Source organism: Brevibacillus schisleri (assembly GCF_055685845.1).
This window is the reverse complement of the sequence record NZ_JBVNDM010000001.1, coordinates 1,180,001-1,203,035: the sequence shown is the minus strand read 5'-3', so window position 1 is coordinate 1,203,035 and position 23,035 is coordinate 1,180,001. Positions and strand designations below refer to the sequence as shown.

At 47.4% G+C, this 23,035-nt stretch carries 22 protein-coding genes, 13 tRNA genes, 1 rRNA gene and 1 riboswitch (1 of these 37 only partly in view); of the genes, 9 read left to right on the top strand and 27 right to left on the bottom strand.

Going from position 1 to position 23,035, the window contains the following annotated elements; all coding sequences use genetic code 11:
* Positions 1–52: 52 nt before the first annotated feature.
* On the bottom strand, positions 53–829 hold the full coding sequence (locus ACUUHJ_RS06165) for an amino acid ABC transporter substrate-binding protein (RefSeq protein ID WP_289676456.1): 777 nt from the start codon (positions 827–829) through the stop codon (positions 53–55).
* Positions 830–1,076: 247 nt separating this feature from the next.
* Positions 1,077–1,262 (bottom strand): hypothetical protein, encoded by a 186-nt coding sequence (locus ACUUHJ_RS06160; protein ID WP_289676455.1) that lies wholly within the window; start codon positions 1,260–1,262, stop codon positions 1,077–1,079.
* Between the two features lie 134 nt (positions 1,263–1,396).
* Between ACUUHJ_RS06160 and ACUUHJ_RS06155 the strand changes: the two genes are divergently transcribed.
* The 6 genes from ACUUHJ_RS06155 (at position 1,397) to ACUUHJ_RS06130 (ending at position 7,305) form a co-directional block, all read left to right on the top strand.
* On the top strand, positions 1,397–2,236 hold the full coding sequence (locus tag ACUUHJ_RS06155) for a DNA alkylation repair protein (RefSeq protein WP_289676454.1): 840 nt from the start codon (positions 1,397–1,399) through the stop codon (positions 2,234–2,236).
* Complete coding sequence (locus ACUUHJ_RS06150; RefSeq protein ID WP_289678043.1) at positions 2,236–2,913, top strand: Crp/Fnr family transcriptional regulator; 678 nt, start codon at positions 2,236–2,238, stop codon at positions 2,911–2,913. The genes ACUUHJ_RS06155 and ACUUHJ_RS06150 overlap by 1 nt, the downstream gene beginning before the upstream one ends.
* Positions 2,914–2,997: 84 nt before the next feature.
* Positions 2,998–3,660 carry a peroxiredoxin-like family protein gene (locus tag ACUUHJ_RS06145; RefSeq protein ID WP_472298462.1) on the top strand — a complete coding sequence of 221 codons (663 nt, stop codon included), beginning with the start codon at positions 2,998–3,000 and terminating at the stop codon, positions 3,658–3,660.
* A 172-nt stretch (positions 3,661–3,832) separates the two neighbouring features.
* Positions 3,833–3,916, top strand: a riboswitch (cyclic di-GMP riboswitch).
* A 191-nt stretch (positions 3,917–4,107) separates the two neighbouring features.
* Complete coding sequence (locus ACUUHJ_RS06140) at positions 4,108–4,662, top strand: GNAT family N-acetyltransferase (RefSeq protein ID WP_289676452.1); 555 nt, start codon at positions 4,108–4,110, stop codon at positions 4,660–4,662.
* A 1-nt stretch (position 4,663) separates the two neighbouring features.
* Positions 4,664–6,136, top strand: coding sequence for a methyl-accepting chemotaxis protein (locus tag ACUUHJ_RS06135; RefSeq protein WP_289676451.1), 1,473 nt, complete (start codon positions 4,664–4,666; stop codon positions 6,134–6,136).
* A 119-nt stretch (positions 6,137–6,255) separates the two neighbouring features.
* Complete coding sequence (locus ACUUHJ_RS06130) at positions 6,256–7,305, top strand: alpha/beta fold hydrolase (RefSeq protein WP_289676450.1); 1,050 nt, start codon at positions 6,256–6,258, stop codon at positions 7,303–7,305.
* Between the two features lie 19 nt (positions 7,306–7,324).
* Here the strand turns inward: ACUUHJ_RS06130 and ACUUHJ_RS06125 are convergent, their stop codons facing one another.
* The 3 genes from ACUUHJ_RS06125 to ACUUHJ_RS06115 form a co-directional block, all read right to left on the bottom strand.
* On the bottom strand, positions 7,325–7,612 hold the full coding sequence (locus tag ACUUHJ_RS06125) for a YiaA/YiaB family inner membrane protein (RefSeq protein WP_012684813.1): 288 nt from the start codon (positions 7,610–7,612) through the stop codon (positions 7,325–7,327).
* Between the two features lie 87 nt (positions 7,613–7,699).
* Positions 7,700–8,857, bottom strand: coding sequence for a sporulation protein YhbH (gene yhbH, locus ACUUHJ_RS06120; RefSeq protein ID WP_472298461.1), 1,158 nt, complete (start codon positions 8,855–8,857; stop codon positions 7,700–7,702).
* 76 nt (positions 8,858–8,933) lie between these two features.
* On the bottom strand, positions 8,934–10,832 hold the full coding sequence (locus ACUUHJ_RS06115) for a PrkA family serine protein kinase (protein ID WP_289676443.1): 1,899 nt from the start codon (positions 10,830–10,832) through the stop codon (positions 8,934–8,936).
* A 357-nt stretch (positions 10,833–11,189) separates the two neighbouring features.
* On the opposite strand from ACUUHJ_RS06115, the gene ACUUHJ_RS06110 reads away from it, so the two are divergent.
* Positions 11,190–11,390: a hypothetical protein gene (locus ACUUHJ_RS06110; protein ID WP_012684810.1), complete on the top strand. Its 201-nt coding sequence runs from the start codon at positions 11,190–11,192 to the stop codon at positions 11,388–11,390.
* Positions 11,391–11,628: 238 nt separating this feature from the next.
* On the opposite strand, the gene ACUUHJ_RS06105 is transcribed toward ACUUHJ_RS06110, so the two are convergent.
* The 3 genes from ACUUHJ_RS06105 to trmL all read right to left on the bottom strand — a co-directional run bounded on the left by ACUUHJ_RS06105 (position 11,629) and on the right by trmL (position 13,558).
* On the bottom strand, positions 11,629–12,189 hold the full coding sequence (locus ACUUHJ_RS06105; protein ID WP_472298460.1) for a hypothetical protein: 561 nt from the start codon (positions 12,187–12,189) through the stop codon (positions 11,629–11,631).
* Positions 12,190–12,336: 147 nt separating this feature from the next.
* On the bottom strand, positions 12,337–13,062 hold the full coding sequence (locus ACUUHJ_RS06100) for an HAD family hydrolase (protein WP_289676439.1): 726 nt from the start codon (positions 13,060–13,062) through the stop codon (positions 12,337–12,339).
* Between the two features lie 25 nt (positions 13,063–13,087).
* Entirely contained in the window at positions 13,088–13,558 is a 471-nt protein-coding gene (trmL, locus tag ACUUHJ_RS06095) for a tRNA (uridine(34)/cytosine(34)/5-carboxymethylaminomethyluridine(34)-2'-O)-methyltransferase TrmL (RefSeq protein WP_472298459.1), read from the bottom strand.
* 139 nt (positions 13,559–13,697) lie between these two features.
* On the opposite strand from trmL, the gene ACUUHJ_RS06090 reads away from it, so the two are divergent.
* Positions 13,698–14,405 carry a ferric reductase-like transmembrane domain-containing protein gene (locus tag ACUUHJ_RS06090; RefSeq protein ID WP_472298458.1) on the top strand — a complete coding sequence of 236 codons (708 nt, stop codon included), beginning with the start codon at positions 13,698–13,700 and terminating at the stop codon, positions 14,403–14,405.
* On the opposite strand, the gene ACUUHJ_RS06085 is transcribed toward ACUUHJ_RS06090, so the two are convergent.
* The 4 genes from ACUUHJ_RS06085 to rnhA form a co-directional block, all read right to left on the bottom strand.
* Positions 14,406–15,377, bottom strand: coding sequence for an amidase domain-containing protein (locus tag ACUUHJ_RS06085; RefSeq protein ID WP_472298457.1), 972 nt, complete (start codon positions 15,375–15,377; stop codon positions 14,406–14,408).
* A 127-nt stretch (positions 15,378–15,504) separates the two neighbouring features.
* On the bottom strand, positions 15,505–16,038 hold the full coding sequence (locus tag ACUUHJ_RS06080) for a methylated-DNA--[protein]-cysteine S-methyltransferase (RefSeq protein ID WP_472298456.1): 534 nt from the start codon (positions 16,036–16,038) through the stop codon (positions 15,505–15,507).
* A 26-nt stretch (positions 16,039–16,064) separates the two neighbouring features.
* Positions 16,065–17,216, bottom strand: coding sequence for a tRNA epoxyqueuosine(34) reductase QueG (gene queG, locus ACUUHJ_RS06075; RefSeq protein ID WP_289676435.1), 1,152 nt, complete (start codon positions 17,214–17,216; stop codon positions 16,065–16,067).
* Positions 17,213–17,647, bottom strand: a complete 435-nt coding sequence (gene rnhA / locus ACUUHJ_RS06070; protein ID WP_026134128.1) for a ribonuclease HI — start codon at positions 17,645–17,647, stop codon at positions 17,213–17,215. Before rnhA ends, queG begins: the two co-directional genes overlap by 4 nt.
* A 114-nt stretch (positions 17,648–17,761) precedes the next feature.
* Between rnhA and ACUUHJ_RS06065 the strand changes: the two genes are divergently transcribed.
* Positions 17,762–18,433 carry a B3/B4 domain-containing protein gene (locus ACUUHJ_RS06065; protein WP_289676433.1) on the top strand — a complete coding sequence of 224 codons (672 nt, stop codon included), beginning with the start codon at positions 17,762–17,764 and terminating at the stop codon, positions 18,431–18,433.
* A gap of 15 nt (positions 18,434–18,448) precedes the next feature.
* Here the strand turns inward: ACUUHJ_RS06065 and ACUUHJ_RS06060 are convergent, their stop codons facing one another.
* The 15 genes from ACUUHJ_RS06060 to ACUUHJ_RS05990 form a co-directional block, all read right to left on the bottom strand.
* The gene (locus ACUUHJ_RS06060; protein ID WP_472298455.1) at positions 18,449–19,780 is read right to left on the bottom strand and encodes a purine/pyrimidine permease; all 1,332 of its coding nucleotides are present in this window, start codon (positions 19,778–19,780) and stop codon (positions 18,449–18,451) included.
* 127 nt (positions 19,781–19,907) lie between these two features.
* Positions 19,908–19,989, bottom strand: a tRNA-Leu gene (locus tag ACUUHJ_RS06055).
* A gap of 8 nt (positions 19,990–19,997) precedes the next feature.
* A tRNA-Cys gene (locus ACUUHJ_RS06050) sits at positions 19,998–20,071 on the bottom strand.
* Between the two features lie 28 nt (positions 20,072–20,099).
* A tRNA-Gly gene (locus ACUUHJ_RS06045) sits at positions 20,100–20,175 on the bottom strand.
* Positions 20,176–20,182: 7 nt separating this feature from the next.
* A tRNA-Gln gene (locus tag ACUUHJ_RS06040) sits at positions 20,183–20,257 on the bottom strand.
* A gap of 26 nt (positions 20,258–20,283) precedes the next feature.
* Positions 20,284–20,359 (bottom strand) — tRNA-His (locus ACUUHJ_RS06035).
* A 27-nt stretch (positions 20,360–20,386) separates the two neighbouring features.
* Positions 20,387–20,460 (bottom strand) — tRNA-Trp (locus ACUUHJ_RS06030).
* 7 nt (positions 20,461–20,467) lie between these two features.
* Positions 20,468–20,540 (bottom strand) — tRNA-Phe (locus tag ACUUHJ_RS06025).
* Positions 20,541–20,581: 41 nt separating this feature from the next.
* Positions 20,582–20,658: transfer RNA gene (locus ACUUHJ_RS06020), tRNA-Asp, on the bottom strand.
* 63 nt (positions 20,659–20,721) lie between these two features.
* Positions 20,722–20,798 (bottom strand) — tRNA-Met (locus tag ACUUHJ_RS06015).
* A gap of 78 nt (positions 20,799–20,876) precedes the next feature.
* Positions 20,877–20,952, bottom strand: a tRNA-Val gene (locus tag ACUUHJ_RS06010).
* Between the two features lie 33 nt (positions 20,953–20,985).
* Positions 20,986–21,059, bottom strand: a tRNA-Glu gene (locus ACUUHJ_RS06005).
* A 4-nt stretch (positions 21,060–21,063) separates the two neighbouring features.
* A tRNA-Ser gene (locus ACUUHJ_RS06000) sits at positions 21,064–21,156 on the bottom strand.
* 3 nt (positions 21,157–21,159) lie between these two features.
* Positions 21,160–21,235: transfer RNA gene (locus ACUUHJ_RS05995), tRNA-Asn, on the bottom strand.
* Positions 21,236–21,287: 52 nt separating this feature from the next.
* A 23S ribosomal RNA gene (locus ACUUHJ_RS05990) occupies positions 21,288–23,035 on the bottom strand (it continues 1,181 nt past the right edge of the window).

The following is a 23,035-nucleotide window of genomic DNA, read 5'->3' as shown; positions in this document are numbered from 1 at the left end:
GAAAATAAAAGCGTGGCTTCGCCAATCATGCGGCGAAGCCATCGCTGTTCTCTTATTTCAATACACGATTTTCGCCGAACCATTTTTCCGATATTTTTGCAGCTGTACCATCCTGATTCATTGCATCCAGTGCTTTTTGCAGCTCTTTTTGCAATGCCTCGTTGCCTTTTTTGACGCCAATTCCATATTCCTCAGGAGACAGCGATTCTTCTAATTGCTTAAATGCTCCCGGCTCTTTTGCCATATAGTAATCGGCCACAATCTGGTCGATGACGACTGCTTCTACACGACCGATCTTCAAATCACTCAGTGCCAGTACGTTATCAGGGAACTCGGTAATCGATTTGACCTGATTTTTGATATCACTCGCATTAATCGCGTCAGCTGCGGAAGACAGCTTTTGCAAACCAATTGCTTTACCGGCCAAGTCTGACAGCTTGGTCAAGTTGCTATTTGCCGCCGTGACCACTACTTGTGCGTTTTTCAGATAAGGCTTGGTAAAGAGAACCTTCCCTTTTCTCTCGTCTGTAATCGTATATCCATTCCAGATCAAGTCAATACGACCACTGTTTAGTTCAGACTCTTTTGCACTCCAGTCGATTGTTTGAAACTCAACTTGTTTTCCCATTTTTTCGCCAGCTGCACGTGCATAATCAATATCAAAACCGACTAGCTCATTTTTCTCATCCCGGAAACCCATTGGTGCAAACTTATCATCAATTCCTATAATCAGCTTATTTGCGTCAGCGCCAGTTTTTGCGCTGGAACAGCCCACTACCAACGAAACCACCGCACCCAACAACAATGACATCCATGCTATTTTCTTCATCGTGATGATCCCCCTCGTTTCCCTACTCTATATTTTACTCTGATAAAGTGGTAATACGTTAACAAGGTATCATGATAGCACATTAGCAAAGAATAGTCGATACTTTAGTAAACAAAAGCACCTTAGAAATATACGCCAAATAATTGAGAAAAATGCCAAACTAGCAGCGCTTCCTCCAACATGAAAAAGCCCTCCGCATTCAATGGAGAGCTTTTTCGTGTTGGAGCTATACACCCGTTTCCTATCTTTACGCCTGATTGCACACTTTGATATATGAAACATTTCTTACGTTGATGACAACATCATCATACTGGAGCCATCCGTTGTTTTGATTAGCGACCATTTGAATGATCTCTTCCGGTTCCGTGGATTCGATGCTAATCGTTTCACCGCCTCCGGAAAAGTAGAATTGAATCACTTTTGCTTCCTTCATAATATCTCCTCCTATTCCTTCTAGTTATCGGATGGTTGGAAAATTTTTGTTACGGGTGATTTTTATGTATACTTTTGTTGCAACCTATTCCGTTTTGAATGTCTACCATCTCTGTGAAAAGGGGTTTGTTGAAAATGCCGGATTCGGTACACACGAGAAAAGGAGCAAGTAAAACCTCGCTCATCCCTGAAAATGTATTAGCACTCCTTCATGCTGGAGAATTAGAAAGCGTCAATTTGACTGAATGGCAGGCTGTTGATCATATTCATCTGTTACAAAGCGTTCTGCCTCATGTTCAACTGGGTGCGCATGTCTCCCCACTTGTTGATCAATTAGAAGAAACGGGATCTCGAAGCGGAATGAAAGCGATCCGTCTGATTGGACAAGAACTACTTGCGATCTTACACAAATCGGGTGAACCCACAGCTATGTCTCCCGTTTTCCTATCGTTAGCCAACCACAAGTCAGACAGTGTCCGTTGCTGGAGTACCTATATCATCGGCCTGGATAACAGCTTATCTCTCGAAGAAAAACTAAGGCAAATAAGAAAATTCGCGGCCGATCAACATTTTGGAGTGAGAGAGCTCGCATGGATGGCGATTCGAGATTCTCTCGTGCATGATCTGGACCATTCCATTCAACTCCTAAGCGAATGGGTACTTGATACCGACGAAAATATTCGCCGATTTGCGGTAGAAGCCACACGCCCACGAGGGGTCTGGTGTAAGCATATAGACGCATTGAGGAATGAGCCTGCTCGCTGCCTGCCTTTACTCACGCCAGTGAAGTCAGATGCCTCTAAATATGTTCAAGATTCTGTAGGGAATTGGTTGAACGATGCCAGTAAATCACAACCAGACTGGGTGACGCAGCTTTGTGACGAGTGGCTAAGAATCTCGGATACAAAAGAAACGAAAAGAATTGTTACCAAAGCGAAAAGAACAATCATGAAGACCCAAACCGAACAAAAATGATGAACCGAATCACATATTTATCCCAATTTTATTTGTTGAATTCATTATCCGAGGAAAGTTTGCACTTAATCGATCAATTAACCTCCTTAACCTCTTTCCCCAAAAATACGTGTATTCAAACACCAGAAACTTTTTCAGAGGGCTTCTACTTCATCAAACAGGGGAAAGTACGTTTATACAAAGTAAACCGGGATGGTCGGCAGTTCACATTCGATATCCTCGGAGATGGCAATGTGTTTGGAGAAGTGGATCTCCTGTCATTAGGTACACGGGAGATGTATATAGAAACCATCGAAGCCTGCCTCATTTGTAAAATGAGCAAAGCAAAATTTGAGAGCTACATAATTGAACATCCACAACTAATGATGAAGATCATGAAGATCATTAGCGATAGAATGGTTTCGATCAGCCAAGCAGCCGAAAATCTTGCCCTTCTCCCTTTACAAGATCGCATTATTTACACGTTAGTAAGGCTTGCCGACCAATTTGGTACTCCTTACAGTTCTGCGTTTCAAAAAATTGAGTTACCTCTTTCCCATCAAGAGCTCGCCAATTTTGTCGGGGCATCCCGGGAAGCTGTGACGGTAGCATTACGTGCTTTAGCAAGAGAAGAACTGATTCAAACAGGTTTTAAAACCATTTCCATTCATCGGGATAACATTTTAAAGAAGATGTAATCCAGTTTACATCTTTCCCTCCAAAAGAAAGATATCGTGAAGCTATGACTTCTACTATTCTTTCGAAAAAGAGGAGAACGACATATGGATAAACCACATTTTCAGAGCCTGCGCGAAGAGCTAGATTTTACAACCATTCAAATAGCTGGCTTCCTCACTCGTGAAGTAACAGATGCATTTACAAGATCAATCGAGGAGCTGCGGACCTCTGGACACGCAAAGGGCTTGCCGATTGGTTCGATTGCGCCTGATTTCATGTTGTTCGACCACACTGGCAAGACCATTACCTTGTCGGAAGAAATCGTAAAAGGTCCCATCGTCCTCACATTTTTCCGTGGCTCCTGGTGCCCCTACTGCAATTTGGAGCTGCAAGCATACCAAAAACAGATCGATACGATTACCTCTCTGGGTGCCCAATTGTTTGCCATTAGTCCACAATCTCCTGCACACTCTCTGACTATGCAAGAGAAAAACGGATTGAGCTTTCCCGTGTTATGCGATACCAATAATCAGGTAGCAGAAAAATATAAACTCAGTTTCAGACTGCCCGATTATTTACAGGATACCTATCGATCATTGGATATTGATCTCGAGCATTTTAATCGTGACGATTCTTGGACGCTCCCCATTCCTGCTACTTATATCCTCGACAACCAGGGCGTAATCCGATTAGCATGCTTAGATCCAGATTACAAAGCGCGAATGGAGCCTACCGAAGTTTTAGACATTCTGCGTACCCTAACCTAATGCCTATGAATGAAGGACCAGTTGATATCACAACTGGTTTTTTGTTCGTCTATGATTTATGAACAATTAGTTTCTTTACCCTACCAAAACTTGACAAGGTTATATCTTTTGTCTTATATTTTGCATGATTATGTCTAGCAAAATTCGACATAGTTTTACAAGTTTTTCTAATAAATGCAAAAGGCAAAGTCATCGAAAGGTGGCGACGCAAAACCACGGGTCTACAGTCTTTGACCATGATAGCCGGGTTGCCATCATCTTGGAACAAATTTTTTGATGTTGGTAGCTTCGGTTGTTCCATTTCGATGGAACGGCCTTTTTTTGTGTTTCGTTTTTTGAAAGGGGGATGAAAGCACTTTTATTTTTGCAACAGAATGGAAAAACATAACTTTTGGGACGTCAAACATACACAACACGGTAATCAGAAAACGATGGAGTGGAGAAGTTATGTACAAACAAGTAGAAACCGTACAAGAGTTAGCTAAATTTCATGAAATCAAAGAAACAGTATGGACAAGCATGGGCTTCCAGATGGAGTACGCGAAAGAAGGCTCCGCACAATTCCTCCTACTTGCCGATGATGGTGAAGCAGGTGGAACATTTGAAATGACGCCCTTTTCCAAATCAAGTGCTTATATGAAAACACTATTTCAGGATGTTGTTACAGAAGATATGAAAGTAATGGAGGTAGACAGTCTCGCTGTTTTGCCGAAATACCGTGGACAACTAGGGCAAAAAGGAATTTGCTTGATGATAGATTACGCTGAAAAGTATGGCTATACCCACGCAATCGGGGTAGCAGATCCAACTTTTTTTAAATTTATTAACACGAAGTATCAAGTAAAGGCGATTCAGACCAAAGATATCGTCTTTTACAAAGGGGCCGATGCCATTCCGACCCTCTTTCATCTAAAAGATGTCTATGACAATAAGCACGATCCGAAATATTCCTGGTACAATTCGTCGTCGTCCAATCAAGTAAAAGTCGAGGTAGGTGGGTAACATGGATAACATTGATTTATTGAGAAGAAGAAACAATTGGGTCGTAATCGTATTCGCAAGTATTATTACGGTTGTTCAGGTCTTAAACCTCTTTCTAGGCGTACCGTATACATTTGTTCTCACAGTACTGGGTATTTTGTATGGCGTGCTGGCACCTTTTACGTACATATCCAATCGCCCGAACTTCCGTGAAAAAGCAGCGCCTTTCATGAAGTTTTTCAACTTCGCTGTAATCGGAATCTTCATGTTCATCATTGTTGGACTGGACCCGCATATGATCAATATCATGACCATTATGTTCTTTGTAGCAGTCATGGGGATTTATCAAGACCGACTCATCAATATTTTGACCATTGTATCGACATTAGGCATTGTCTCTTACTATTTCCTGACACAGAGAGAATTGATTTTCCATTCGACAAGCAATCTTGACCTGATGTACTTCCTGCTCACCTTCTGCTTCGTTTCTATCACGAGCATGATGCATGCTGTATTCAATAACAAACTGCAAGAGGAAAGTGAGCAACAAAAGCAAGAAGCGATTGCCTCGAAGGAATCGTTGCAACGTGTTCTCGATCAGATCAATGAATCTCTCACCTCTGTGCAAGACTATCAAGAGAATTTGAACAAGGTAACAGATGGTGTAAATGTTCGCGCTGTCGAAACCGTCGCTTCCCTGCAAGACATTATGGAGTCCTTTACGATCCAGACCAGCAATACGGACGAGCTGCGTCGGGAAATGAGCTCGACGAATCTGCAAGTTGAGGACATGACCCGCTCTGTTACAGAGATGCATGAGTACGTAGAATCGACCAAAGAAGCCACTAGCGAGAGTGGAAAACGCATTGGCAACATCGGCAATGACTTTGAACGATTCATCACGGACATCCAAGGTACGAACCAGCTGATTCAAGAGCTCAATAAAGAAACCGAATCGATTGGGAAAATCATTCAAACTATTTCCGAGATTTCTGCACAAACCAATCTGTTGGCGCTCAATGCCACGATTGAAGCGTCTCGGGCAGGCGAACACGGCCGAGGATTTGCTGTCGTAGCAGATGAAGTACGCAAGCTGGCTGAATCCTCCAAGCTATCCTCCGAGTCGATCTCGAGCCTGCTCATGACCATTCGTGAAAAAATGAAGCTCGTATCGGATATGATTTCCGAGTCACAGACGTCTTTTGAGAAAAATAGCGAGGGCATCCTCGAAGTACAAGAAATGTTCACCAATGTAGACAACTACATGCAAAACTTTGCAGATAAAACGAAGAACCTGCAAGAGTTCATCGTCCATGTTCACAGCATGATTCAGGAAGTTGGCGCAAAAGTAGAAGTCAACGCCGATATTACCGACAAGAACAAAGAGAGCCTGGAAGAAGTGCTTGTTCTCGTTTCTGAGCAAAAAGACGAAGTCGTTAAGGTTTCTGGCGGCTTTGAGAAAATCGAACAGCAAATGCGTGGTCTCCATATGTAGCCTTCCTGCAACCGCCTTTTTACGGGCGGTTGTTTTCTTTTTTCATTTTGTAACTAAATGGGTATATAATAAGAATATTCTGATATTATATCGATAACTTGAAAGGAGGCACATCATTGATGGATGCACGAATCGAAACCAAAACGATTCAGACCGATCGATTACTCGTTTCCTACCTAACAGCAGGCGTACCGGAAGGAGATCCGCTTCTCCTCATTCACGGCAATGCGTCAGCTAACTTATTCTGGGATGATACCATTGCGGCTCTATGTGACCAGTACTGTGTATATGCACCTGATATGCGAGGCTATGGGGCAAGTGAAGCATTGCCCATTGATGCGACACGTGGTTTGCGAGACTGGTCGGATGACCTTCATTCGTTTATTCGGGCATTGGACTTGCCAACACCTGTCCATCTTGCCGGCTGGTCGTTGGGTGGCGGGATCGCGATGCAGTTTGCCATCGATCACCCACAGGAAGTCCGATCTCTGATTCTCATCGCCCCTATGTCCCCTTACGGCTTTGGTGGAACCAAGGATATAGCTGGCACCCCGTGCTACAGCAGCTTCTCGGGCTCAGGTGGGGGAGCCGTCAACCCCGAGCTGGTCAAAAGGATTGCAACCAAGGATATGGGCAATGAATCTCCCTCCAGTCCTCGCAATGTCATGAATCAGCTTTATTTCAAGCCCCCATTCCAAGTTGGCCCAGAGCAGGAAGAGCGTTATGTGAGCGCCATACTCTCTACGAGAATAGGAGAGGATTTTTACCCCGGTACCTTTGAATACGTAAACGATTGGCCCGGCGTTGCTCCGGGAACGACAGGGATTACGAATGCGATTTCTCCCAAATACGTAAATTTGTCCGGGATTGTCCAGATGGAGCCGAAGTGTCCGATTTTATGGATTCGCGGTGCAGATGATGCCATTATCTCGGATCAGTCGCTTGCTGATTTCGGTACGCTGGGCAAGCGTGGCTATGTCCCCGGCTGGCCGGGGGAAGACGAATATCCCCCTCAGCCGATGGTCTCCCAAATTCGTGACGTGCTTGAACAATATCAGCGCGCTGGTGGTTCCTATCAGGAGATTGTCATGGAAAATGTGGGGCACGCTCCACATATCGAGAAAGCAGAGGAGTTTATCGAGCTCATTCGAAAAACCGTCAGGGCATGACTCTGACGGTTTTATTGGGCTATTTCGGCGTTTCTTTCTCCACTTTCGATACCTTCAAGTTAAATTCTCTTTCCTGCTCCTCAATAATCGCTCGATCCTCTGCATTATCTCTCACTACTTTTTGTGTCAAAATCGATCCAACTGCTACCAGAAGCATACATGCGATATAATACCCCTTTTCGTGCAGCTGAAGACCCGTCGCATTGTATAAACCGATGGAAAATAGCAGTACACCTGCGCCCAATGTAAAGTATGCCAAGAAAGTGAAGGCTCCCGTGTTGCGCATCCGATGCTTTTGTGGATACATAGTAACACCCCTCACATTTTGTTCATCCGACTCATACAAACAAATACAAGTCAACCGGACGATTTCTCGCCCGGTTGCTTCCATGGACTACCTCACAGCTTCTTTCTTGCCAAAGAAAGTACGCAATGCCTTGTATACCTCGCCCTTTTCCCGAATGACACAATGCATGAATTTCGGCTCCTTGATGTGGCGATACGCTGACATAAGAGTGCTGTGCCTATTATACTGATTCACTTCCCCATAGCCGAACATGTTGCATCTCTCCATGAGCTCTTTTACCAGCTTTACGCAACGTTCATTGTCAGACGTGAGGTTGTCGCCATCGGAAAAATGGAACGGGTAAATGTTGTACTGCGATGTCGGGTAGCGGCTATCGATGATCTCCAACGCTTTTTTGTAAGCAGAGGAGCAGATCGTCCCCCCGCTCTCCCCTTTCGAGAAAAAGGTGTCCTCCGTCACTTCCTTCGCATCCGTATGATGGGCAATGAAGACGATCTCGACCTTTTCATACTTGGTGCGCAGAAAACGTACCATCCAGAAGAAAAAGCTGCGGGCGATATACTTTTCAAACACACCCATACTACCCGACGTATCCATCATCGCAATAATGACAGCATTGGAATGAGGCTTGATGATCTCTTCCCACGTCTTGAAGCGCAGATCATCATCGGTGATCCCAAGCTCCATATCACTGTAGCCTGCCAGCGCATTTCGGCGAATGGCCGCAATCAGCGTACGTTTTTTATCAATGTTACCCATCAAGCCCTTTTTCCTGACATCATTGAACCGGGTCTCTTCCACGACGATTTGTTCCTCGTCTTTTTGTTGAAGGTTCGGTAGCTCCAGCTCTGCGAAAAGCATCTCCTGCAATTCTTCTACGCTGATTTCAGCCTCATAGTAGTCTACACCTGGCTGATCGCCCGCTCCCTGCCCCTTTCCTGGCCCTTGCTCCGGATCGCCGTCACGGGCTACGACATCGCCTACCTTACTGTTTCCTTTACCTTGACCGCCATGTTTTCCCTTTTGGAAGTTAAAACGCAATCGGTATTCATCCAGGGAGCGAATAGGGATCTTAATGACTTCCCGACCATTCGACATGATGATGTTTTCTTCACTGACGAGATCGGGCAGATTTTTTTTGATCGCTTCTTTCACTTTTTCCTGGTGTCGATTTTGGTCCTGGTACCCTTTGCGGTGCAGCGACCAGTCTTCCCGGGAGACAATGAACGATGATTCATCTTTCATGCCGTCTCCTCCTAGCAACTGGCGCAATCTGCGCCGAATATGATTATGACGTTCCCCTCATGTCGCCAACGTTCTGTCATCTGTTCAACAGGCTTCCCACGTAGCGCAGTAGCTCATTTGCGCAAACCGGGCAATATTGATGCTCTTCGATAAGACGCTTGGTAACCTCATTAATTTTCTTGAGCTGATGCTCATCCGGTGTTTTGTTCGAGGTCGTAATCTTGACGACATCCTTCAGATCGGCAAACAGCTTCTTCTCGATAGCTTCCCGCAGACGATCATGCGTGCTGTAGTCAAAACGCTTCCCTTTACGTGCATAGGCCGAGATACGGATGAGAATTTCTTCACGGAAGGCCCGCTTGGCATTTTCCGAGATGCCGATTTGCTCCTCGATGGAACGCATCAGGCGCTCATCTGGATCCATCTCCTCACCGGTAACGGGATCACGAATTTTATTCATGTTGCAATAAGCTTCCACATTGTCCAAATAGTTATCCATGAGCGTTTTTGCCGACTCTTCATAGCTGTAGACAAACGCCTTCTGCACTTCTTTTTTCGCCAGCTCGTCGTATTCCTTGCGCGCGATCGAGATGAAGTTCATATACCTCTCCCGCTGCTCCTTGGTGATGGACGGATGCTGGTCAAAGCCTTCTTTTAACGCCCGAAGAATATCAAGCGCATTGATGCACTCCGTGTCGCGACGGATCAGTGCACTGGAGATACGGTTGATGACATAACGCGGATCAATACCGGACATTCCTTCATCGGCATGCTCGTTACGCAGCTCTTCCAGATCGGCTCCCTTGAAGCCTTCCACCGATTCACCGTCATACAGCCGCATCTTTTTCAGCAGATCGGCCCCTTGTTTTTTCGATTCTTTCAAGCGGGTCATAATGGAAAAGACTGCTGCTGACCGGAGCGCATGCGGTGCAATATGCACATGCCCCAAGTCGGATTGCTTAATTAATTTCGCGTATATTTTTTCTTCGTCACTGACACGCAGATTATACGGCATCGGCATGACGATAATCCGAGATTGCAGTGCCTCATTTTTCTTATTCCCAATAAAAGCCTTGTACTCCGATTCGTTCGTATGCGCAACAATCAGCTCATCTGCAGAAATGAGGGCAAAACGACCTGCCTTGAAGTTTCCTTCCTGTGTCAGCGACAGGAGATGCCACAAAAATTTCTCGTCGCATTTCAGCATTTCCTGGAATTCCATCAATCCTCGATTGGCTTTGTTTAGCTCCCCATCAAAACGATACGCACGAGGGTCAGACTCAGAGCCGTACTTCGTAATCGTCGAAAAGTCGATACTCCCCGTCAAATCGGCAATATCCTGTGACTTCGGATCAGAAGGGCTAAATGTACCGATCCCGACACGATTGGCTTCGGAAAACAAAATCCGGCGAACTGGGAAATCCTCGATGCACCCTCCGAATTCGGACTCCAGCCTCATCCGGTTATAGGGCGTTAATTCTCCTTCAATCTTGATGCCCAGCTCTTCTTCTACCTCTGGACGCAGCTCGTGCGGGATAAGATGAAGAGGCTCTTCGTGCATGGGGCAACCATCAAGTGCAAAGATCGCTCCGGCTTCCGTCCTGGAGTACTCCTCCAGTCCCCGCTTGAGCATCGTCACGAGCGTAGACTTACCGCCACTGACCGGGCCCATTAAGAGCAAGATGCGTTTACGAACATCCAGACGACGCGCAGCCGAGTGGAAATATTCCTCCACTAGGCGCTCAACAGAACGATCCAATCCGAAGATTTCTCGACTAAAAAATTGATACGAACGTGAGCCGTCCTCGTTCTCTTCAACCCCCGCGCTTTTAATCATGTTGTAGACGCGTGAGTGCGCCGTCTGGGCAATTTGCGGATTTTTACGTACTAGTTGCAAATATTCGGCGAATGTTCCTCTCCACATCAGGTTTTCTTCGCGGGCCCGGTGCTCAGCGATCCGTTTTAAAATGTCCATGTTCGACACTCCTCCCTCTTAAGCCCCTCTCTCTTCCCAACGACAATGTACTCTCATGTATATGTCCGCCTGCGGTCACGCATTCACGTGCAAGCCGTTTTCTCCGGTTGCCAACAGGCTCTTACAGCCTTTACATATGTGTATGCGCGACATCAGCACAAGTTTCAGCAATCTTCCCATAAAAATACGGCACATTGCTTTTTGGCGGCTTGGAAGATTACGGAATTGTAAGGTTTAACAAGCGTAGCTGTAAGTTGATTCGATAGTTTGTAATCCCTCTCCCCCTGTAAAATACAATCATAAGCAACATACACGGAAAGCCAATACGGATTGGCGTAAAATATTGGAGGAACGAACATGGACATCCAAACAGAACGCATTCAAGTGAAAAAAGGACTTTATTTGACCGGCATCGCAACCTTGGTGATTCTCTCGGTATTTATTTACCAAGCAGTGACAGGAATGGAACTCGATACAGGAGAAATACTGAGTGTGCCCATTTCGCTTTGTGCCTTCTTGAAACTCGTGAATGACCATCGAAAATTGTCACTTACGTAAGGGAGCAACAGCTTTAAGGCGTTTGCAAAGTGGGCAGGCTACGCTATAATGGGAGTAGTTTGTTTACGAAAGGGGCTGTCAAACGTGGGTACATTTATCGTAGCATTGGTCTTCGGAGCTTTTCTGTTTTTCATTCTGACAGCTGGCTACAACGAGGACAAAACCTGGAACCTGTAAGAAGCATCCAGGGAAAAAAGCAGGCGGCCTACTGTGGCAACCTGCTTTTTTTGTTTTCTTGTTATTTCTTATTCTCTTTCTTTTCTGCTTTTTTTGCTTCGATTTCTGCCTTGATTTCTTTTGCGCTCTTACCTGCTGTTTCAACGCCCCACTTGGCAGCCTTTTCTTTCAGATTCGTGAGCTGTTCTTGCTTCTTCGCTTCTTTTGCTGCCTTTTTCTTGGCGTTTGCTGCTTTCTTTGCGGCTTTTGCTTCTTGAATAGCCGCTTTTACTTCCTTCGCTGTCTTACCTGCCGTATTAACGCCCAGCTTTACAGCCTTACCGTTTAGCTTCGCGAGCTGTTCTTGTTTCTTCGTTTCTTTTGCTGCTTTTTTCTTAGCGTTTTCTGCTTTCTTTGCGGCTTTTGCTTCTTGAATGGCGGCTTTTACTTCCTTATTTGTTTGATCCGTGGTTTCGACGCCCCACTTGGCAGCCTTCGCGTTCAGTTTTACTCTATTTTCTTCCTTTTTCTCCGCTTTCGAGTGCGTAGCTGTAGCATCCGCTGCTGTATCCGCCGCAGCCACTACAGAGATACCACTAAACAGCAAGGTAGCCATAACCAGAGACGAAACAAGTTTTTTCATGCAAGATTTCCTCCTTTTATTATGTAAAACGTAGTTGTACACCCCTTAGCCTACCTGATGATTTTGGGAAAAGTATGTGAAAAAGCAGGCTTGGCCATTTTTTCAAACGGACAACCTGCTTCTCGGTTATACTTTCATAATGATTCCTTACCCTGCAAACACACCGCTTTTTTCAGAAATCGCCGTAAACAGCTCTTCTAATGATCCCCGCTGATCGACCTGATACTGAGGCTCACCACGGTCTTCCATCCAATTGGTTACCAGAAACGTTTTCATTCCCAGCTTGGATGCGACCATGTCCTCCTGCATGTGATTCCCGACCATGACACAATCTGTCGGCTCAACCCCAAGCTTTTGGCAAATCTCATTATAATAACCAGGATTCGGCTTCGTGAAATGCGATTCCTCGTAGACAGTGACCAACTCGAAATCATCCGGGGACATCCCGATCCAAGCGAGGCGATGGTGAATCGCATCCCGCGGGAAAACAGGATTCGTCGCTACTGCAATCCGAAATCCTTGCTCTTTGGCGGCAGCAATAATCTGCTTTGCCCATGGCGAAGGATACGTCAGGTGAGACAGTGTCGGAAATACATCGCGATAAAACGAATCGAACAGAGGCCATATTTCCTCTCGATCCCACTCACTGTGTTCCGTAAAATGTTCGATAAAAACTTGCTCGTTCGTCTTGTCGGGCTCTTGGTTCATGATCATTGCTTTGGTCGCATCCCAAACCAACGCCAACAGCTTTTCGGTATCGTACTTATCTCCGACATGACGGCCTACTTCAACCAAGTAATTTTTGACAAAGGGTTCTGTCTGCATCTCTAATAGTGTACCGTCCAAATCAAACAGGATGGTGTTCACAGTCATAATCGATCTCTCCCTCCCAAATGCCTTACGATAACGATGGAAAACCTAACTGGCGAAGTCCCTCAAACAAGACAATTGCTGCACAATTGGACAGGTTCACAGAACGGGTCGCACCGCTCATCGGGATACGAATAGTCTGTTCCCGATATTTTTCTGTCAGCTCTTCTGGCAAGCCTGTTGTCTCCTTGCCCAAGATAATGTAGTCGCCATCCCGGAAGGCAACGTCCGTATACAACTTGTCCCCCCAAGTCTCCACAAAGTAAAAAGTGCCCGCCCCTTCTCCTTGTGCCTCAACAAAGTGCTCGAAGCTCTCATGATGGTGAACGTTAACTGCATGCCAATAATCGAGACCAGCTCGCTTCAGGTAACGATCGTCTGTTGAAAATCCTAGTGGATGAATCAAATGCAGATGCGCTCCTGTCGCTGCACATGAACGGGCGATATTTCCCGTATTGGCAGGGATGAGCGGCTCATGCAAAACAATATGTAACGGCATATCTGAAAATCTCCTTGTAAATTGCGAACTTGTTACCAGTACATGTCCTATTATACCACCGTGCCCAGCTTCTGTAACAAATGGAGTGCCTGCTGCATCTAATCAGAAAACTTTGGCTATCGAAAGGAGTGCTGATTGGATGGGGACACTCACTTCATTGGGGCGACGCCTTGTCGCACATGTGAGCATCCTAAGTTTGATCCTGCTAGGTGCCAGTTGGATGTGGGCTGATTTTTCTTCGTTCCCTGCCATGGAAACATGGAGCATGCTTCTCGGCTATCTCTCATTTATTTTGATTGGCTGCACCTTATTGATTGGTCCACTCCAGTCCTGGCTCCCTGCTGGCTGGATGACTATCAGCTTGTCCATCCGCCGAGATATCGGCATATGGACTGGGCTAACTGGACTGCTGCACGTCATTCTTGTGCTCGTCCTTTTTGAAAATGAGCCTCGCCTGATGATCATACATGAAAACCGTTCAGAAAAGGCTGATGGATGGCTGGGTCTGTTCTTTGTCGCTTCCTCTGATCCGACTACGTGGCCATCTCCAAACTGGACCCTTACAGGCGTTGCGAACTACCTTGGGCTGTTTGCCTTTTTCATTCTACTAGCCCTGTGGCTGACATCTTCTGCACGGGCAGAAAAATGGCTGGGTGGCTCCAGTTGGAAAAGGCTCCATCTCGCCAATCCATGGCTTTTTGTCATCGTCTTGTTCCATGGCTTGATTTACATCCAATCCATTAAAGGAGAACCGCATACCTTTTCAGACATGCTCGTTTTCGCAGCTATGATTTGGGTGGTTCGCAGCATCGCTTTTATACGAAGAGCTTGTTATCGCAAGAGGTAATTACACCCCTCTTATATGAAAGAAAGCATAGCGCATGTTGGGCGTATAGGCTGTTGAATCCTCATATGCCCAGTAACGCATGCTGCTATCTGTCGTATGGGCATTCACTAACGGCATCTGATTCGCGTCTTTTGCGACCACGATCGTATTGTGCTGAAAACGCCCATCTCCGTTAAAATCATAACAAATGATATCACCTGGGACCAATTCGGCCGCAGAGCTTTTCGTAACTGCCCGCATAGGTGCTCCACCCGATTTCAAAAGCAAATACAAGCTATGCGCGACCGTCCAGCTATAACTCCAAGAGGCGCCTTTTCCCGTGCGAATCCACCAGCCCTTGCCCATCTCTTTAGACATCAGCATAGGGATTCCGCCTGCGTGTAAACATTGCGAAATAAAGTTCGTGCAGTCATCCGTAAAACGAGGATACACGGGATTGGTCGTGTTCCAGTAGCGTTCCGCATACGCGACTGCATTTGCAGCATTGTACCCTCCCGCTCCATGCACGATCAGCATCGGTTGGTCGATGGCATCCTCGACGCCTGACACAACGATGATAGGCTCCTCCTCCTCTTCCTCGATCACCAATTTTTGATCACCATTCGACTCCCTTGCCCCGATGATCGACCACTTTTCGTTCGTTTTGAGCAACTGGAGCTGAAACAATCGTTTGTTTGCCTCTTTGTACTTGGTTTGCTTAATCCCTAGCGTTTTATTTTCTTGCCATTGAACCGTTATTTCCATGGTGGCATCAGTATCTACCCAGCACATGGGTGTTACTTGTCCCTGGACTGCCAATAATTTGACTCCCCGTTCCTCAGCTCTCTGCTTCTCCCGGTTCAGTCGATTCCACTCTTCCTGTACGCCAGAATCTTCTGTGCAATAAAAAGGCAGCAGCCGCTCATACTTTCCATCCATAGATGACTGGTGAACTGCTTGAAAGTATTGCTGAACAAATTCACGCCACTCCACTTTCCCCTCCTCCTTTCCGCCTCCAGAATGCGACAAAGCCCATGAACTGTTCATCTCAATGAAGAATATGTCGTTCGTGGAGCATTCAGAAGAAAAAGAAAAGCTGTCCGAGCAAGCAGACAGCTTATTAGGAAGAAGCGTGAGCAAAAAGTGGACCTTCTTCTAGGGAAAGTAAATATTCTTTAATGAATAAGCCACCGCCGTACCCGACCAAGGCACCATTCGAGCCAATGACACGATGGCACGGTATAATGACAGGAATCGGATTACGATTGTTCGCACCGCCAATAGCCCGAACGGCTTTCGCCGCTCCAATTGCCAAGGCAATATCTTTGTAAGAACGAGTTTCTCCATAGGGAATGTTCGATAGCTCATTCCATACAGACTTTTGAAAGGGAGTTCCGTACAATACGGTTTGAACATCAAACCTCTTGCGCTTGCCTGCAAAATACTCTTCTAGCTGTAATTTTGCGGGCTCATTAATCGCATCGTTACGCGTTGGGGTAATCCCTACGAACGTTTTTTTGCACCAGCGCACAAGTGGCTCCAATCCGTCTTGTTCATTGGCAAACTGAATGTAGCATAGCCCTTCTTCTGTAGAAGCCAAGAGCAATGGTCCAATCGGTGAATCCATCATGGTATAGCCTAATTCCTTTGCCATTTAACGTCCTCCCTCTATTGTTCAAACTAAGCCTGTTCACGGATCATGCTCAGGCCTTTTTCTATCTCTTCCACCACCTCGGGTGACGCCTCTTTTGCTTTTGCGGTAATGAGCGCCTCTTGTGCCTGCTCTCCCCCGATTTTTCCAAGCGCCCATGCAGCAGTTCCTCGGATGACTGGACGAGGGTCTTCATATAAAAGACGCTCCAAATGAGGAACAGCTGTCCGATCCTTGAAATGCGCAAGTGCTAGTATGGCATTGCGCTGAATGGGCTTTTTGCCCCGCCAAGATGAAGAGGATTGGCCGAACTTTTCCTTGAACTCCTTATTGCTCATCTGGAGTAGCGGAATCAATAAAGGCTTGGCAATCTCCGGGTCAGGTTGAAATTCAGCATGATGGTCGTTGTCGATGCGGCGATTCTTCGGACATACCGTCTGACAAGTGTCGCAACCATACAGCCGATTCCCGATTTTCCCGCGGAATTCATCTGGAATAAAGTCTTTCACCTGTGTCAAATAAGCTACACATCGCTGTGCATCAAGCTGCCCGCCCTGAATCAAGGCTCCGGTCGGACAAGCGTCTACACATATATTACAGTCGCCACAGCCTTCTTCGATTGGTTGGTCGCTTGGCAACGGAAGATTCGTTACAAGCTCCCCCAAGTACACCCATGATCCGAACTCCGGCGTTATGATGGCGCAGTTTTTTCCTACAAACCCAATCCCGGCTCGCTCGGCTACCGCACGATCAGACAGTGCTCCCGTATCTACCATGGATTCGATCCGAGCCCCTGGCTCCAGCTCCATAATGAATCGCGTCAGCTTGTCCAGCTTGTCGCGCAGAACGTGATGGTAATCGGTTCCCCATGCTGCACGGCACAAGATTCCCCGATATGCACCAGGCTCTGACTTTGGTGGATTTTTGAGCTTGGAAGGGTAGGCCAGCGCTATTGAAATCAGCGAACGTGCCCCGTCCAACAACAGTTCCGGGTTCGTCCTCTTTTCTAAATCAGGCTCTTCAAATCCAGATTCATAACCCTTTTCCCGATGTCCAAGAAGCCGTTCTTTTAAGGTCGTGAATGGATCGGCACTGGCAAACCCGATCTTATCGATTCCGATTTCCTTTGCATAATCAATGATGGACTGCTTTGTCTGCTCCCAGTACAGCAAGTCGTTCACAGTTGTTTAATCGCTCCTGTCGCCAATTCGTCGCAGCGGTTATTCCATTTGTTGTCGGCGTGTCCTTTGACTTTTACGTACTCTACCTTGTGGGTGTCCATCAATTGCAGCAGTTCTTTCCATAAGTCCTGATTTTCCACCTGCTGGCCTTTACTATTTTTCCAGCCGTTTTTCAGCCAGCCTTTATACCAGCCTTGCTTGAAACAGTTGACCAAGTATGCACTATCACTGGACAGCGTCACCTTACAAGGCTCCTTCAATGTAGAGAGCGCCTTGATGGCCGCCATCAGCTCCATTCTGTTATTCGTTGTATGTGGTTCGGCACCGGACATTTCCTTGATGTGTTGGCCGTACATCAGTACAGCTCCCCAACCACCTGGTCCTGGATTGCCGGAACAAGCTCCATCTGTATAAATCTCAACCTCACGCATCGTCATCGTCAGGATTCCCTCCTCTGTTCTCTTCTATTGTATCGAAGCTTAGTCGCTTCCACAAAAATTTTTTGTTATACTACCAAAAATAGGTTCAGTAAGGAGTGTCTATCGATGAAAGTTCAGCTAGATCCTTCCGTGTCCGATCGTCTGCCGCAATTTTCTCTCGGCATTTTACAATACAGCAATGCTTCCGTCAGTGACTCCCCAAAAATGCTACAGGGCCGTATCAATTATTATGTGGAGAGCTTGCGGCTGGATCACGACACCGCAAACCTGACAGAAATAGAAGGCATCCGCGAGTGGAGAGCCTGCTTTAAGCAAGTTGGTATCGATCCGTCCAGATACCGCCCTTCCTCCGAAGCATTACTTCGCCGGCTGTTGCAGGGAAATCCTTTTTTCTGGATCAACAGCGCCGTTGATGTGAATAATTTTTTCTCGGTTTTGCACGCGCTTCCGTTCGGGATTTATGACGTCAATCACTTAGCGGGTGATATCACTTGTCGACTCGGCCACGCCGAAGATGTCTATGAAGGATTAAATGGACGCGAAGTCAACATGGAAGGAAAACTACTGCTCGCCGATGGTAACGGCGCATTTGGGAGTCCCATTGTCGATTCCAAGCGTTCATGCGTAACGGAACAAAGCCGCGCTCTCCTCCAGGTCATCTTCTTCCATGAAAAAATGGAACCATCTAAAAAAGAAGAAATCGTAGGTTCAGTTGGTCGCATGTTTACGGAAATCAACGGTGGCGAGCTGACTCACTCCTCTATCTTTACTGCCTAAGAAAAAGACGGCCCGTCATGCAGCCTGGCCGTCTTTCTTTACGCTATCTTCTTCCTTTTTTCTAAAAACGATATGTTCCAGGACCAGGCACACAATAACGCCGAGCAATAAGCCATTTCCGAACAAGAAGCTAGCTAATGCAGGGAGTTTCTGCCAAGCTACAGCAGGTACGAACATGACTCCGATCCCGACCAAAAGCGAGCTACCCCCAACAATTATCGTGCGTTCGTCCATCTTCACATTTACGTAATCCTTCAACCCGAAGCCCAGCAGTTGCGTATAGGAAATGAACATCGCTGCATATGCCACTGGAGTAGGCAAAGCCGCCAAAAAGTGAGCAACAGTGGGAAGTAGCCCAATCAGCATCATCCCCAGCATTGCAATCACAAAAGGCAGGCGCGAAGCCATTTTCGTTGTTTGAATAACCGCTGCTGCCAAGGAAAGTGGAATCATACCTACCACACCGCTCAAGCCTGACAGGAAATGGGATACCCCTGTAAAAATACCACCGCGATTGTACTGCTTTTCAGTAGGCACCGTATCTGTCGCTTTTCCCATAACCGACAAACTCGTCATGAGGTTTGTCAACAGAACGAATCCTGTCAGCATACTCGTTAATACAACGCCCCAATCCCAGCGTGGGGGTCCCCAAAAGAAAATAGAAGGCCATGAAAATAATTGCTCAGTAGTCCGGACAGGTTCTGTCCATCCAAGCAGCGCGTACACGATCCAGCCCCCAACCATGCCAAACAAAACGGCAAAACTGGAGAATCTCTTCGTCCGCATAATGAACACAACAAGGGCTACGATCCCTATGGACACAAGTGCCACACCCGGTTGTACCTCCCTTGAATGCTGAAAACCAATACCGAGCATGCCTGTGAGAATGTTACTACACAAAGAAACAGCAAGTAAAATCATATACGTACCTGAAACCAACGGCGTAAACCACTTCTGTAATTTGCCAATCCAGCCTAATAAGCCAAAAATGAAAAAGAGTAGACCTGCTAATATCATACCCACTTGAAAGGATTGACCAATTTCTTGTGGATGTAGACCCATGCTCGTTCCGAGTTGAGCCAAAATGATAAAGATCCCCCACCATAGTCCAGCCGGACCTTCTATCATCGGATAACGGTGTCCAATCCAAACTTGCAGTAGTGACGCGAGTCCAATGTAAAACATGGTCTGCTGCATCAGCTTTCCAATTTCATCAGCCTGTAAACCGTACATATCTCCAATCATTAGTGGTACTGCCACACTGCTGGAAACAGTTACGATCATCCATTGTAATACGGACAGCGTTGTAATCCCCATTGGCGGCTTATCTTGCAGTTTGTAAAACACCTCAACCACCTCGTCTTTTTGCGTACACAAGTTGTCTATTTCCCTGTCTACACTATGTGCATATTAAAGCAGAAAAAAACCCCAATCATCAAGATATCTTGACATTCAGGGTTAGCCTGTAAAAGTATGGTGCCGGTGAAGGGACTTGAACCCCCACGGTTTCCCTCACGATTTTGAGTCGCGCGCGTCTGCCATTCCGCCACACCGGCAAATATTTTGGAGGAGGCACCCGGATTTGAACCGGGGGTGAGGGTTTTGCAGACCCGTGCCTTACCACTTGGCTATGCCTCCATGATATAAGGTAAAACAATTTGAGAAATGGAGCGGACGAAGGGTCTCGAACCCTCGACCTTCGCCTTGGCAAGGCGACGCTCTACCAATTGAGCTACGTCCGCATTTTAATGGCTGGGGTACTAGGATTTGAACCTAGGAATGACGGAGTCAAAGTCCGTTGCCTTACCGCTTGGCTATACCCCAATAAGTAATCCCCAACTATAAATTTATGGGGCGATCGATGGGACTTGAACCCACGAGTGCCGGAGCCACAATCCGGTGCGTTAACCCCTTCGCCACGACCGCCATGATTACTACTATTGTTTTGAAAAATGGCAGGGGCAGTAGGAATCGAACCCACACCAAAGGTTTTGGAGACCTTCGTTCTACCGTTAAACTATGCCCCTATAAAGGTGGCTCGGGACGGAATCGAACCGCCGACACGAGGATTTTCAGTCCTCTGCTCTACCGACTGAGCTACCGAGCCTTATATCCATGCTTTACGCGCCAATTTCATTTGATTAGAAATGGCGGAGCTGACGGGACTCGAACCCGCGACCTCCGGTGTGACAGACCGGCGTGAACTCCAACTTCACCACAGCTCCATATTTGTTTGCACCCACTAGGTGCTCCGATCCTACTTGATCAAGTAGAGTAAGTAGAAAATTTGGTTGCGGGAGCAGGATTTGAACCTGCGACCTTCGGGTTATGAGCCCGACGAGCTACCGAGCTGCTCCATCCCGCGATAGTCAGGACGACTGAGTGTCAGTGTTACCACAGGACGTGGCGCTTTTAGCTGACCTTCCTTGTCCTTTGATATAAATGGTGGAGGCTGACGGGATCGAACCGCCGACCCTCTGCTTGTAAGGCAGATGCTCTCCCAGCTGAGCTAAGCCTCCAAATCACCTACAAACATGTAGGGATTTTCTAGGTGACCCGTAGGGGATTCGAACCCCTGTATGACAGCGTGAAAGGCTGCTGTGTTAAACCGCTTCACCAACGGGCCAAGATGGCGGATGGAGTGGGATTTGAACCCACGAGACGGTTCGACACCGCCTACACGATTTCCAATCGTGCTCCTTCGGCCGCTCGGACATCCATCCATATGGCTCCTCGGGACGGACTCGAACCGCCGACCGATCGGTTAACAGCCGATTGCTCTACCAACTGAGCTACCGAGGAACGTTGAAGGTTTATTCCTTCAAAACTGAATACGCATGATTGCTAAGAGTGTGTGGATAAGTCCTCGACCGATTAGTATTCGTCAGCTCCACGCGTTACCGCGCTTCCACACCGAACCTATCAACCTCATCGTCTATGAGGGGTCTTACCAGCTTGCGCTGTGGGAAGTCTCATCTTGGAGGGGGCTTCACGCTTAGATGCTTTCAGCGCTTATCCCGTCCGCACATAGCTACCCAGCTGTGCCACTGGCGTGACAACTGGTGCACCAGCGGTGCGTCCATCCCGGTCCTCTCGTACTAAGGACAGCTCTCCTCAAACTTCCTACGCCCGCGACAGATAGGGACCGAACTGTCTCACGACGTTCTGAACCCAGCTCGCGTACCGCTTTAATGGGCGAACAGCCCAACCCTTGGGACCTACTTCAGCCCCAGGATGCGATGAGCCGACATCGAGGTGCCAAACCTCCCCGTCGATGTGGACTCTTGGGGGAGATAAGCCTGTTATCCCCAGGGTAGCTTTTATCCGTTGAGCGATGGCCCTTCCATGCGGAACCACCGGATCACTAAGCCCGACTTTCGTCCCTGCTCGACTTGTAGGTCTCGCAGTCAAGCTCCCTTCTGCCTTTACACTCTACGAATGATTTCCGACCATTCTGAGGGAACCTTTGGGCGCCTCCGTTACCTTTTAGGAGGCGACCGCCCCAGTCAAACTGCCCACCTGGCATGGTCCTCTCGCCCGATAAGGGCGACGAGTTAGAAACTCCGTACATCAAGGGTGGTATCCCACCGACAGCTCCACAGAGGCTGGCGCCCCTGCTTCTCAGCTTCCCACCTATCCTGTACATGATGCACAAAGTTCCAATACCAGGCTACAGTAAAGCTCCATGGGGTCTTTCCGTCTTGTCGCGGGTAACCTGCATCTTCACAGGTATTATGATTTCACCGGGTCTCTTGCCGAGACAGCGCCCAAGTCGTTACGCCTTTCGTGCGGGTCGGAACTTACCCGACAAGGAATTTCGCTACCTTAGGACCGTTATAGTTACGGCCGCCGTTTACTGGGGCTTCGGTTCAAAGCTTCGCTTGCGCTAACTCATCCCCTTAACCTTCCAGCACCGGGCAGGCGTCAGCCCCTATACTTCGCCTTGCGGCTTCGCAGAGACCTGTGTTTTTGCTAAACAGTCGCTTGGGCCTTTTCACTGCGGCCCCCTCGGGCTATTAACCCTACCGAGGCGCCCCTTCTCCCGAAGTTACGGGGCCATTTTGCCGAGTTCCTTAGCAAGAGTTATCCCGCGCACCTTAGGATTCTCTCCTCGCCTACCTGTGTCGGTTTGCGGTACGGGCACCTTGTTCCTCGCTAGACGCTTTTCTTGGCAGTGTGAAATCAGGGACTTCGGTACTTAAATTTCCCTCGCCATCACAGCTCATGCTTCACGGTGTGCGGATTTGCCTACACACCACACTTACTGCTTGGACGGCCATCCAGTAGGCCGCTCACCCTATCCTCCTGCGTCACGCCATTGCTCAAGCGGAACAGAGGTGGTACAGGAATATCAACCTGTTGTCCATCGCCTACGCCTTTCGGCCTCAGCTTAGGTCCCGACTAACCCTGGGAGGACGAGCCTTCCCCAGGAAACCTTAGGCTTTCGGTGGACAAGATTCTCACTTGTCTTTTCGCTACTTACACCGGCATTCTCACTTCCAAGCGCTCCACCGCTCTTTCCAGTACGGCTTCACTGCTGCTTGGAACGCTCCCCTACCCAGTCCGTAAGGACTGCCATAGCTTCGGTGATACGTTTAGCCC